The organism is uncultured Chloroflexus sp. (genome assembly GCF_937129525.1).
Taxonomy (GTDB): Bacteria; Chloroflexota; Chloroflexia; order Chloroflexales; family Chloroflexaceae; genus Chloroflexus.
The window spans coordinates 27,279-39,501 of record NZ_CAKZNK010000100.1 but is presented as its reverse complement, the minus strand read 5'-3'; the positions used below and the strand labels follow the sequence as shown (position 1 = coordinate 39,501).

Annotated in this window: 10 protein-coding genes; 6 read left to right on the top strand and 4 right to left on the bottom strand. The window is 57.5% G+C overall.

All coding sequences use genetic code 11. From position 1 onward, the window contains the following. Positions 1-56: 56 nt before the first annotated feature. Complete coding sequence (locus Q0650_RS13035) at positions 57-1,019, top strand: glycosyltransferase family 2 protein (RefSeq protein ID WP_298819631.1); 963 nt, start codon at positions 57-59, stop codon at positions 1,017-1,019. Next, on the top strand, positions 1,016-2,557 hold the full coding sequence (locus Q0650_RS13030; protein WP_298819629.1) for a flippase: 1,542 nt from the start codon (positions 1,016-1,018) through the stop codon (positions 2,555-2,557). Before Q0650_RS13035 ends, Q0650_RS13030 begins: the two co-directional genes overlap by 4 nt. Before the next feature lie 120 nt (positions 2,558-2,677). Here the strand turns inward: Q0650_RS13030 and Q0650_RS13025 are convergent, their stop codons facing one another. After that, positions 2,678-4,024, bottom strand: a complete 1,347-nt coding sequence (locus Q0650_RS13025; protein WP_298819627.1) for an MFS transporter — start codon at positions 4,022-4,024, stop codon at positions 2,678-2,680. A 202-nt stretch (positions 4,025-4,226) separates the two neighbouring features. On the opposite strand from Q0650_RS13025, the gene Q0650_RS13020 reads away from it, so the two are divergent. The 4 genes from Q0650_RS13020 (at position 4,227) to Q0650_RS13005 (ending at position 8,809) form a co-directional block, all read left to right on the top strand. After that, positions 4,227-4,778 carry a CvpA family protein gene (locus tag Q0650_RS13020; protein ID WP_298819625.1) on the top strand — a complete coding sequence of 184 codons (552 nt, stop codon included), beginning with the start codon at positions 4,227-4,229 and terminating at the stop codon, positions 4,776-4,778. 79 nt (positions 4,779-4,857) lie between these two features. Next, complete coding sequence (locus Q0650_RS13015; protein ID WP_298819624.1) at positions 4,858-7,320, top strand: endonuclease MutS2; 2,463 nt, start codon at positions 4,858-4,860, stop codon at positions 7,318-7,320. Positions 7,321-7,521: 201 nt separating this feature from the next. After that, the gene (gene trpC / locus Q0650_RS13010) at positions 7,522-8,334 is read left to right on the top strand and encodes an indole-3-glycerol phosphate synthase TrpC (RefSeq protein ID WP_298819621.1); all 813 of its coding nucleotides are present in this window, start codon (positions 7,522-7,524) and stop codon (positions 8,332-8,334) included. An 88-nt stretch (positions 8,335-8,422) separates the two neighbouring features. Then, positions 8,423-8,809: a DUF4190 domain-containing protein gene (locus tag Q0650_RS13005; protein WP_298819618.1), complete on the top strand. Its 387-nt coding sequence runs from the start codon at positions 8,423-8,425 to the stop codon at positions 8,807-8,809. Between the two features lie 149 nt (positions 8,810-8,958). Here the strand turns inward: Q0650_RS13005 and Q0650_RS13000 are convergent, their stop codons facing one another. The 3 genes from Q0650_RS13000 to rfbC all read right to left on the bottom strand — a co-directional run bounded on the left by Q0650_RS13000 (position 8,959) and on the right by rfbC (position 12,223). Next, positions 8,959-9,747 (bottom strand): DUF4397 domain-containing protein, encoded by a 789-nt coding sequence (locus Q0650_RS13000; protein ID WP_298819616.1) that lies wholly within the window; start codon positions 9,745-9,747, stop codon positions 8,959-8,961. Positions 9,748-10,012: 265 nt separating this feature from the next. After that, positions 10,013-11,335, bottom strand: a complete 1,323-nt coding sequence (locus Q0650_RS12995) for an NAD(P)H-dependent oxidoreductase (protein WP_298819614.1) — start codon at positions 11,333-11,335, stop codon at positions 10,013-10,015. A 357-nt stretch (positions 11,336-11,692) separates the two neighbouring features. Then, positions 11,693-12,223, bottom strand: a complete 531-nt coding sequence (rfbC, locus tag Q0650_RS12990) for a dTDP-4-dehydrorhamnose 3,5-epimerase (RefSeq protein ID WP_298819612.1) — start codon at positions 12,221-12,223, stop codon at positions 11,693-11,695.

Below are 12,223 nucleotides of genomic sequence, written 5' to 3'. Positions count from 1 at the left end.
AGGATGATACGCTGCTGACATAAGCTGGTTATTCAGACAAAATGGGCAGCAACTGTATGGATATGTCGGCAGTCGATGTTGTGATTTCAACATATGGACGCGGCGCTGCTATCGACGCTACGATTCGCAGTCTCCGCCAGAACACGTATCCTCACTTTACGATCTGGGTGCTTGACCAAAGTGAAGACGATCGCACTGAACAGTGTGTTCGTCACCATGCGTTAGAAGACGAACGGATCTGTTATCTGCGGCAACCGATACGCGGTATATCGGCCACACGCAACGCCGGCGCTGCTCTGGGCCATGCGCCCTACATTCTGTTCACCAACGATGACTGTGTGCTCGATCCTGGCTGGATCGGCGGGTTAGTCGCGGAATTGCGCGACGAGCGGGTCTGGCTGGCCTTCGGGGCAGTATACCCGGGGCCACAAGAGATGAAGGTCAATGAATTGGTTTTGGGCACGTGCAATGGCTCGCGTCGTATTTTTCGCCACAATCGGTTTAATCTTGCCTTCGGTCACGGCCATAACATGGGCGCGCGGCGCAACGCTTTCGAACAGATGGGAGGATTTGATGAACTGATTGGCGCTGGCGCGCCATTAGGATCGTGGGAAGAGCGAGATCTAGGCTATCGGGTCTTGAAAAGCGGTGGCTGGATCGCCTTTACCCCACAGGCTATTGCCTATCATCACCACTGGCAGAACTGGCAAGGCGTTCGCCGCAGCTTTCGCGCTTACGGCATTGGCGCCGGCGCGGTTGCCGGTAAATACCTGCGCTGCGGTGACCTCGGTGGCCTGGTATTGTTGGGTGAATGGTTATTTAGCCAGGGATTGCGCCAGATTGCTTCGGGTGTGATCAAGTGGCATCGCCTAGATAAGATATTGCTGGGATTAGATCAACTGTATTACCCCTTTGTAGGTTTGCAAAAAGGCTGGAGTTATCAACTTAACCGCGAATTGTGTTGTTATATTGCGCCATTTCGCCTGACCGACCCATCACAGAGAGGAGTAGCGCCGTGAGCGCCCAAGGAGCGCCCAACCCCATAACGCCGCCACCCATTAGCGGGGCGCGGCTGGCCCGAAATGCAAGCGCGATGATGGCAGCTCAGTTGCTCACATGGGCAATGGCTTTTCTGGTTGCCATCTTTCAGCCACGCATCCTGGGGCCGCTCGCGATTGGTCAACTGTCCATTGCGTTGTCGATCTGGATGATTGCCGGCGTGTTGATCACGTTCGGTATGGACACACACCTGACCAAGGCGATTGCTCGTGAACCGCACCGCACCGGTGTATTGGTCGGCACCAGCCTCATTGTTCGGATCGGCTTGTGGGTGATTAGTTGCCTGGTCGTCTTTGGCTACGACCTCCTGGCCGGCAGTGCCGATCCAACGCAAATTGCCCTGATCTGGATTATCGGGCTGATGACCCTCTTTGCAACACTTAGCGGCGGCTTAATTGCGGCGCTGAATGGGCTAGAACAGGTACATTATGTCTCGCTGGTTACGGTTGTCAGCAAGCTGGCGCTGACAGTGTTGAGCCTGAGCCTGCTCTTCGCCGGATTCGATGTCATCTGGATCGGTTGGGCAAATGTGCTGGCTGCCCTGGTGGCACTCTTAGGCGATGCTTTTTTCCTTTTCCGCCAGCATCGACCGCGCTGGAGTTTCGATCTGGCAGCGGCACGAAGTATGCTGCTTGACTCAAAGCAGTATCTGGTGACGGCATTAACGCTGATGGTTTATCAGCAAATCGACCGGTTGTTTATCGCCCTCTTCGCCTCAACCGAAGCTGTGGGCTGGTATGGCACTGCCGTAAACCTGTTTGGCACCTTGATGTTCTTCCCGGTAGCGATTGGCACTGTCATCTTTCCGACATTCACGCGCCGCTTTGCTGCCGGGCAAGATTACCTCTCACAGGCGGCCCGGCCAATCTTCAACATTATGGTTGTGCTCAGCATGCCGATTGGGCTGGGGTTGCTGGCGCTAGCCGAACCGATCACGCTCCTTCTGTACGGCGATGCCTTTCGCCCAACCGGCGCTGTTCTCGCCGTGCTGGGATTGGTGCTGATCTGTACCTACCTGAATACGGTGCTCAGCCAGTTGCTGATTGCCGCCGAGCGCACTGCCATCCTCAACACGATTATGATTGTGGCGACGGTCGCAACGCTACCACTCGACTTTTTCCTGGTACCGTGGACTGATCGCGCCTTTGGCAACGGCGCGCTGGGTGGGGCGCTGGCATACACGATTACCGAGCTAGGCATTCTGATCGCGGCTATCAAGGCCTTACCCAAGGGCACATTTGGCGCTCAAAACTGGCGCACCGGTTTGCTGTCCGGCCTGGCCGGATTGGGTATGGCAGGATCGATCTGGTGGCTACGGACATCACCATTTTTCTTCCTGGCCGTGCCATTAGGCGCTGTTGTGTACATTGGTCTGGCGCTGGTATTGCGCGCGCTGCCCAACAATGATATGGCACTGGTGAAGGAAGCGCTGGTTAAAGTGCTGGAAAAGATACCCTTTGTGCGCCGCAAACTGACAGCAGTGCAACCTGAAGGATAACTACAGCGAGGCAAACCATGCCTACCATCGCGCTGTAGACTCTCAGCATTGTCGCGCAGAGCGCCGTCAATCTTTCCGACTCTAACTATCAGTGTCTCGCTCACAGCACTTCATGCCCGCTCAAGCCGGGTTTCTCAGCACACGCCAGAACATACCTACCATCACGATACGGCCTATCATCGTCATCGCGAAAAGCACTGCCAGCCCCTGCAATGCCACCGGCCCTACCATCAGCGTCACGCCGGCAGCAGCCTGACCTAATGCGCCACCAACCAGGGATGCGACCAACGTGCCAAGACCGGTGATCAGGCTGTAGATCGCCACTGCTGCGCCGCGTTGAGCGACCGGCGCCCGCTCCATCAACAAATTGCCCAACCCTTGATTGACACCCGGCCAGAAGACGCCAGAAAAGATCGAGGTTAACCAGAGCGGCACAATATTGTCAGGAGTAGAGAGGATCCAGCCCAATGGCAACGGTACGGTTCCAAGCACACACGCGGTGATCACCGGACGGTAACCGTAGCGATCCATCAGCCAGCCAACCAGCGGTGAAAAGAAGAGCGCAACTGCACTGGTTACAACACCGGTCAACGCCAGCAGTGAAAAATCAAGCTGAAGCGCGGTCAAGCCGTAGGCGTTGAAAAAAGGCGCCGCGATACCGGTAACCAGTGCCCAGGCGGTAGACAGCACGGTAAAGTGCAGAAATGAAGGATTGCGTAACGGATCCAACAACAACGAACTCATCCCGTTCCAGGGACGAGGGGTGAGAGGTGGTTCTGGTTGACGCGCAATCAACCAGGCTGCGCCAAATGCGGCCAGTGCTGCTACCCCAAAGATGAGCGCATAACCTTGCGCTTCAGCGCCTCTGGCGCGAAAATGGTCAAGCGCGAGACCGGCGGCAAAGACACTGATCATAGCCGAGATCCCACCGACAGTATTGCGAACACCGAAATAACTGCCCCGCCGGTTGGCCGGCACCAGATCGCTCATCCAGCTTATCCAGGCATTGCCCGCCATACCGTTAAGACCGTAGGAAAAACCGAGCGCGATGAAGAAGATGGTCAGTTGCCACGCCGATGGCCAACCGGTAAACGGCAGACAGAGCAACAAGGCCCACACCAGCCGACCGACCAGCGCCGAGTAGAGCACTATCGCGCGTCGGTTGGCAAACCGCGCTTCAAGATAGGCGCTGAGAAACTGAAAGAGCTGACCGATAAACGGCAGCGCTGCCAGCAAGCCAAGCTGAAAATTGTTTGCGCCAAGTAACAGCGCAAAGCCGCTGAGAAAAACACTGCCGCCGACGGCCCCGGTAATACTGATATGAACATTGGCGATGGCGCCTTCCCAGATTGAGATGATCATGCCGCGGCGCGCTTCAGAGGGTAACAATGGCGCCATTGTGGCCGGATCTGCGGCGGAGCGTTCAGACGCAACTGTGGCAAGACGAGAAGTACTGGTACTGGTCATGATGCAAACCTCATTCAGACATTAGCGGGGTTGAATTGCGTTGCGAGACAGGCGAAGAAGCGATCCTTCCGGTTTCAACAACCTTACAAAACACATGCATTACCCCAACGATGCACGTTTCAGCAGAACCAGTATGCTATAATCAGGTAACTTACGGATCTGTCTTAAGATTGAGAATGTTTGCGCCGGGAGATTGGTTATTATGAACGTCATAGACTTCCTCTTCGTTGTGCTCTTCTTCGGCGCGCTAGCGGCAGGTTTTTTTCAGGGAACAGTGCGGATTCTACTGATCATCCTCTCGTTCTACCTCAGTACCGTCCTGGCCAGTCTGTACTACCAGAGCCTGGCTAACGTCTTCGTGCGCGAATTGGGCGGCGAGCGCTTCGTCAGTCAATATGTAGCTTTCGCGCTTATTCACCTGCTTTGTTTCATCGTGCTGACATTTGTCGGTATCTACACCTTCCGCTACGCGCAAATACCACACCACTTTGAAATGATTGATCGGATCATCGGCGCTGCGCTCGGCCTTATCATCGGCGGTCTGGCGCTTGGATTGGCCGCAGTGCTGCTCTGGAATCTCTTTATTGTGCGTGGTTTTGCCAATATCGAGTATCCGATAACGCGCTGGCTCGGCGGCCAGATCGGCACCTCATTGATGTTGCGTTTTTTCGCCAATGCTGTCTTGCCTGGCCTGTACGACTTAGTAGACCCGGTGCTCCCTGACGCCGCGCGCATTATTTTTAAGGTACAGTGATCAACCTTCCGGCTGATGACAACACCCGCGCACTGGTGGTAGGCTGAGCGAGGCAACCATTGGTTTAAACGGTACGAGTATGTCTATCCCGGAATCATCCCTGCACACGCTCGAGTTCGACGCCATTCGCGAGCGTCTGGCCCGTCATACTGCGTTTTCAGCGGCGCGTGAACTGGCTTTAAGTCTGACTCCGGCCACCGATCTGGCTGAGGTGCGCCGGCGCCAGGCCCTTACCGCCGAGTCGCGTCTGCTGCTGGAAGAGTGGCCGGAGATCAGCATCGGCGGGGCACGTGACGTTCGCCGGGCCGCGCAACACGCGGCGCGGGGTGGCATCCTTGATGGCACAACACTGCGTGACATCGCAGCAACCTTGCAAAGTGCCGTTCTGTTGCGCCAGCGTCTTGGCCGGCTCGACGCGCGCTTCCCGCATCTCATTGAGCTAGGAAGCAGTCTACCCGCCCTGCCTCACCTGATCGAGGCTATTGAGCGAGCCATCGCTGATGATGGACAGGTGCTGGATAGCGCCAGCCCGACGCTGGCCCGCCTGCGACACGAGGTACGCATTGCGTTCAATCGCTTGCAAGAGCGATTGCAGAGTATGATCCACTCCAGCGCGCTGGCCGATGCGCTGCAAGAGCCGATCATCACCGTGCGGAATGGTCGCTACGTCATCCCGGTCAAAGCCAGCCATCGACGTGAAGTGCGCGGCCTCGTGCATGACCAGTCGGGTTCAGGCGCAACCCTCTACATCGAGCCGATGGCAATCGTCGAACTGAATAATCGCTGGCGCGAGTTGCAATCCGCTGAAGCGGAAGAGGTGCAGCGCATTTTGGGCGAGCTATCAGATCAGGTGGGGGCGGCGGTGAGCGCAATTACAAGCGCTGTCAACCTGCTGGCTGCAATCGATCTGGCTTTCGCTATGGCCCGCTATGCAATCGCTACCCGCAGTATTGCCCCGGAGATCGTCGATTGGCGACCCGACGATCCGCCACCGGTTGAACCGCCACTGCGCCTGACACGCGCCCGCCACCCACTCTTGCCAGCCGAGACGGTCGTGCCCATTGATATCTGGTTGGGTGGCGAGTTTTCTGTCCTCTTAATTACCGGTCCCAATACCGGCGGCAAGACGGTGGCACTCAAAACGACCGGCCTGCTGGCTCTGATGGCGCAGGCTGGAATGCAGATACCAGCCGACCAGCCCTCTCGGCTGCCGGTATTTCTGTATATTTTCGCCGACATCGGCGACGAGCAGAGCATCGAACAGAGCCTGAGCACCTTCTCTTCGCATATGGCGAATATTATCCGGGTCTTGCAGACGTTGACGGCGGCGCAAGATCTGCCACCGGTGGCCGATGATCAAGCGCTCTTTGACTATCGCCGACCGGCAGCGCTAGTGCTGTTTGACGAACTGGGCGCTGGAACTGATCCGGTTGAGGGCGCGGCTTTGGCGCGGGCAATTATCGGACGGCTGTTAGAACTAGGTGTGCTCGCGGTAGCCACCACCCATTACGCCGAGCTGAAGGCATTTGCCTACTCAACGCCGGGTGTGCAAAACGCTTCGGTCGAATTTGATGTCGAGACTCTGGCGCCGACGTACCGTTTGAGTATCGGCATCCCTGGCCGCTCGAACGCGCTGGCCATTGCCGCGCGCCTGGGGCTGGATCCGGCATTGATTGAGCAGGCGCGTTCGTTTATCGACCGCAAAGAGGCGCAAGTCGAAGACCTGCTGGCTGGGATCCAGCGCGAGCGCGATGCGGCAGCGGCGGCATTGCAACGAGCCGAAGAGCTGCGCGCCGACGCTGAAAAGTACCGCAATCGACTGGCCGCCGAACAGCAGGCCTTTGCCGCCGAACGGGAAGCGGCCCTGGTCGCTGCCCGTCAGGAGATTGAAGCCGAACTACGCGAAGCGCGCCAGCAGTTGCGCCGGTTACGCGAAGAATACCGCTCGGTGAACATCTCGCGGCAGTGGCTGGAAGAAGCCGAAAAACGCCTGGCCGCCGCCACCGAGCAGGCGCAACAGGTGACCGAACGTTTGCGCCAAAAGCATGCGCCGGCCACCCCGCCCCCCCCCGCTGAACGTCCGTTGCAGGTGGGCGACCCGGTACAGGTAACGTCAATCGGTCTCAACGGCGAGATTGTGGCGATTGATGAAGAAGACGACACCGCTACTGTGCAGGTAGGTGGGTTTCGGATGACGGTGAAGCTGGCCGAACTGAAGCGCGTCAAAGCAAAAGTGGAAGATGAGCGCCGTTATACGCCACCCGAACGCAGTGTCACATTGCCTGCCGTCGCTGACGTGTCGATGAGCTTCGATATGCGTGGTTGGCGCGCTGCCGAAGTGAGCGACCGCCTCGACCGCTACCTTAACGAGGCCTATCTGGCCGGTCTCCGCCAGGTTCGCCTGATTCACGGCAAAGGCACCGGCGCGCTACGCCAGATTGTGCGCGATATACTGGCTACGCATCCGCTGGTAACATCATTCAGCAGCGGTGGACGCGATGGCGGCGATGGCGTGACAATTGCCACGCTGGTGGAGCGGTAAGCGCCGGCCAGAGGTCAATAAAACGCGTCGTGACGGAATGCAACTGATGCGCAACGTTTACGTTGTCGCTCACAAACTCGCCAGGACAATTCGTTAGAGCAGCGAACGTTCCACTGTTCACGTTCGCCCTGACGGTCTTGCAACCTGCCACAGCCCTCGTTACAATAGCAATTGTTCATTCTGCCCCGTCAGAGAATATCTATGAGCGAATCAACCATTCTGGAACAAATACTGGCCCACAAACGGATCGAAGTGCGTCGCCAGCAGGCAAAGATTCCGCTTGCGGCACTCCAGGACAAGATTCACCGCGCTCCGCCAGCGCGTGATTTTGCGGCGGCGCTGCGCCGAGCGCCGGCAACTGCGCTGATCGCTGAAGTGAAGAAAGCTTCACCTAGCCGCGGTGTCTTGCTGGCTAATTTCGATCATCTGGCCCTGGCGCGCGCGTATGTCGCCAATGGCGCTGCCGCAATCTCGGTGCTGACCGATCAACGCTTCTTCCAGGGCAGTCTGACCTATCTGGCCGGCATCCGCGCTTTGCCAGAGGTAGAAGCAAGCGGAACGCCACTGCTGCGCAAAGATTTCATCATCGACCCGTATCAGGTATACGAGGCCCGCGCTTACGGCGCCGACGCGATCTTGCTCATCGTGGCAGCGCTCGATGATCTGACTCTGGCCGAACTCTTTGCGCTTACCGGTGAACTTGGGATGCAGGCATTGATCGAGGTGCATACCACTGCTGAACTGGAACGAACGCTACGCCTGCAACCGCCGATCATCGGCGTCAATAATCGCGATTTGCACCGGTTTTTGACCGATCGAACGACGACCAAAGCGATTGCCGAACGCCTGCCTGCTGAGCCGCAACGTCCACTGCTGGTAAGCGAGAGCGGAATCTTCTCGCCCGAACATGTGGCTGAAGTGCGTGCTTACGGCGCCGATGCTATTCTGGTTGGCGAGGCATTGGTTACAGCTCCTGACATTGGCGCACACGCGCGGGCATTGGCGAACGCTTGAGCGGACGAGCCAACGCAGGAAGGTATCGGATCAAAAAAACCTGACAGTAACTTTGGATCTTGCTGTCTGACATCAAGGAAGGTCTGTTGTGCAACAGTGCCCTACCTGCAAGCATATCATTACTGGTACCGAACGATTCTGTCCTGTTTGCGGTCAAGCATTAGCCGTTGTCGCCTGGCAACCAGCCCCGGCGGTAGAGACGACGATACCGGTGATGCCGGCGCAGAATAGCCGCCTGGCAATTGCCAGCCTGGTCTGTGGAATTGTCGCCTGGATACTCTTCTTCGTCCCGTTGTTGCTGGCAGTGCCGGCCATCATCTGTGGGCATCTAGGTCATGGCGCAGTGAAACGCAGCAATGGCGCGATCAGCGGCGGCGGTCTGGCATTGACAGGACTGATACTCGGATACGCCCACCTCGCACTGACAGGTGTAGCCCTTTGCATCGGCGCGCTGATCCTGGCGCTAACCGTGTAGAAGTTTTAATGGCTAGAAGCCGCCAGGAGGGCTTTAAGGTTCTGTCGATAGAACTACATCTATCCACAGCCCTTGCGCGCATTTCCTTGCAACCAACCAAAATAAACGGGGTGACTGCCTTGCAGTCACCCCGCGAACGTCAACGGTGCTTACCGCAGGCTGCGGCGCATCACCATTCCACCGAGCGCAACCAGCGCCAGCGCCATCAGAGCGAGCGCCGCCAGCGGTAATGTTTCACCACTGGTCGTTGGCAGTGCCGCCGGCGCCGCAGTGGTCGCCGGCGCGGTCACCGCAAGCTGCGGTGTGATGCTGGCTACAAAATTCGTAGCAAAGACGCTGTAGATTTGGCCGGCGTCCACGCGTGTGCCTGGCAGATCGATCACTACCGCGCTGCCACCAGCCGGAGTCACCTGAAGATCATACGTGCCGGCGTCAACCTCAAGATAGCCGCTCGCATCGGGGAAAGCCAGATTGCTAATCAGCGTAGCGCCACTCGCCAGCTTCACATCAACCGCCGGCGCATCAGGCGAGAAGTGATAGACACGCACCTTTGCCTTGCCAGCCGCAGGCGCACTCAGATCGTCAACGATCACCTGTGGGCGAATGCTGGCTACCGGGCCAACCGCTGCAATCGTATAAGCGCGGCCAGCTTCGATTGTCACATTGGCATCGATCACCGCTGAACCTGCGCCAGCACCCGTTGGCGCCACCTGCACCCGGTATGTTCCCGCCGGCAGATCGAGGTAGGGGCTGGCAGCAAAGAAGCCAACATTGGTCAGAGCGGCATTGCCGTTAACAAAGACATCAACCGCCGGCGCGTCGGGTGAAGCGTGAATGACACGAACCTTGGCCGAACCACTCTGGGCGAAGGCAGCCGGCACAACCAGCAAAGCGAACAACAGAGCCGCAGTGAGAGCAATCGACAGCTTGCGAATCACGGAACATTCCTCCCTACTGATATAAACGGTTCCTCTTGCACCGGAATTGGCAGCTATTTGCAAACTTCTTGCACAATTTCCGGCTTCATCTCTCTTTACGCGCGGGAGGAACGAGTGGATGTATCGAGCCAACAATTTCAACTATTCAGAACTAAAGATATGGCGACCGGCAGAAATAGTGTGGTGATGGGCAGACCTGCTCAGTGCGTGCAGGGCATAGCGAGACTGATGGCGCGGCAACCGGGGTACGGCACCGCGCCCGGCCTTAATCGGCATGGGCCTGACTGCCCCAGAACATTGCATCTTGCTCGGCACGCAACTGATCACTCAGCCGCCCGGCTGGCAGACGAACATCAGCGTAAGTGATGATCCCGTCTTTGGGAATATCGCGGAGCAGGGTGCAGCCTTCGGCCAACCCGATTGGCAGCAGACGTTCAGCCTGGACGACATCAGCATTCTCGGCCAGTCCGTAGGTCATGTATCCGCCAAGACCGTCGATAACTTGCCCGGCCTTGAGATCGGTCTTAGCAGCAGTAATAACTTCGACTGCAGGTCGGCCAGCCGCTGCCAGTACGGTATCGCCAAACAGAGCTGCCCGCGCAATCGAGTTCGGCACTTCAAAGTGGCAGAGGTGATAAGGGGTATAGAAGAGGTAGAGCGGCCCTTGACCAAGCTTGTACAGATGGAGATAGTGTTGCATGCGCGGATGATCGTGAGTGCCGAGCACAAACACTCCCGGCCCTGGCGTGGCGCCAACGACGTAATCAACGATGCCAGGCCCAGAGAGTAGTTCTTCCAGCGGATAGAGTTGATGCACAACGTCAGACAGCGGCGTTCCAGAAGGCACCGTTGGCCCGAACATACCGCGACGCGCTACCCGCATACCGGTAGCATTGGCCACAACCGCCTGCTCGAACGAGATTTTGGTGCCATCGGCGAAGCTGGTCACCATATACGGATTTTGCCCCCACTGACGGGCGAAGTTAGCCTGGGTGGTCGGATTACGGTACGGGTCATGCAAGCCCTTAATATTGCCGCACAGCACCGGCTTCACCCCCAACCCGCGCACAAAGCGATAGAGGTTCATCGTCACGCCAGGCTGATCGCCATCAGAGAGGGTGAAGATGACGCTGTGGCGGCGGGCATACACCTGCAAGATAGCGCCGAGAGTGCCGTCAAGTTCAGCATTCATTGTCACGACATGTTTGCCATGACGCATGGCAGCTAATGCCACCTGCGCGCCAAATTCTACCGCGCCGGTCACCTCCAGGATGACATCGATCCCATCGGCAGCGCAGAGGAGTAAGGCATCGTCGGTCACTGCCGGCGCGCCGGCGGTGAGGGCAGCATCGAGCGCCGTAGTCGAGTCAACGCGGCGAATTGCCTCGACCGGCACATCTGCTTCGGTGTAGGCCTGAATCGCCCGGTCAAGTGTGCGGTTGGCAATCGCTACGAGCCGCATGCCCTGAGTGTAGCGAATAATCTGGAGCGCGATCCCCCGCGCCATGAAACCGGCGCCAACCATGCCAACCCGAATCGGGCGCCCTTCGGCTTCAGCGCGAACCAGTGCGGTATCAACGAGTATCATATCGGTGCCTTTACGTATTGTCTTTGGTTGTGTTGCCGGGAACGATCCTGTAGCGATCCGGTTGCTTGCTGATTGGATTCCATTGGGCCGCAAAAGATAAAAGGGATCAGGCAACTGGAAAAGCCTTTTCCTCCCACACGATATGGGTGAAATGACAGAAGATCGCAACTATACGCTGAAGGTATTAGCTCAGGTGTATATCGTAGGATGCCAGGCGTTACCAGAATTCACTACTACCCACATTCTATTGTTCGGTAACTGTTGCGCGCGACAATCGCGCGCAACACCGCTATGCCAGATCGCTCCGGTAGCGTCTGCGCATCACTTCCCTGATCGCTAATAACACTGGCTCCAGTATTACCCGTTAAACAACGGCCAGCGCCTGTCTTTCTCGCTCATCTCGGTCACCGGTAGCGGCCATTCGATCCCGAAAGCCGGATCATCGAACCGCACACCTCCCTCAGCAGATGGCGTGTAGTACTGAGAGACCTGATAAAACACCTCAGTCTCATCTTCCAGAGTCTGGAAACCGTGGGCGAAACCTTCGGGCACATAGAGCGCCAGGCGGTTGGCCGCAGTCAGTTTGACCCCAATCCACCGCTTGTAGGTTGGAGACTCAGGCCGCAGGTCGATAATCACATCGTAGATCGCGCCGCGAATACAGCGCACCAGTTTGGTTTCAGCGTAAGGAGCGTGCTGAAAGTGCATTCCGCGCAAGGTACCGGCCAGCCGATTGTACGAAAGATTCATCTGCACTACCCGGTCAACCAGGCCGTGCTCGGCGAATTCATCTTTGGCCCAGACCCGCGCAAAGAAACCTCGATTATCCTCGCGCGGCTCCAGCTCGATGATGTACGCATCTTTCAACTCAGTAGGAAGAAACCGCAT

Excerpts from the sequence above, each read along its gene's own strand:
- Q0650_RS13025 (WP_298819627.1), bottom strand. The coding sequence starts at position 4,024 with ATGACCAGTACCAGTACTTCTCGTCTTGCCACAGTTGCGTCTGAACGC.
- Q0650_RS12995 (WP_298819614.1), bottom strand. The coding sequence starts at position 11,335 with ATGATACTCGTTGATACCGCACTGGTTCGCGCTGAAGCCGAAGGGCGC.
- trpC (WP_298819621.1), top strand. The coding sequence starts at position 7,522 with ATGAGCGAATCAACCATTCTGGAACAAATACTGGCCCACAAACGGATC.
- Q0650_RS13035 (WP_298819631.1), top strand. The coding sequence starts at position 57 with ATGGATATGTCGGCAGTCGATGTTGTGATTTCAACATATGGACGCGGC.
- rfbC (WP_298819612.1), bottom strand. The coding sequence starts at position 12,223 with ATGCGGTTTCTTCCTACTGAGTTGAAAGATGCGTACATCATCGAGCTG.
- Q0650_RS13020 (WP_298819625.1), top strand. The coding sequence starts at position 4,227 with ATGAACGTCATAGACTTCCTCTTCGTTGTGCTCTTCTTCGGCGCGCTA.
- Q0650_RS13015 (WP_298819624.1), top strand. The coding sequence starts at position 4,858 with ATGTCTATCCCGGAATCATCCCTGCACACGCTCGAGTTCGACGCCATT.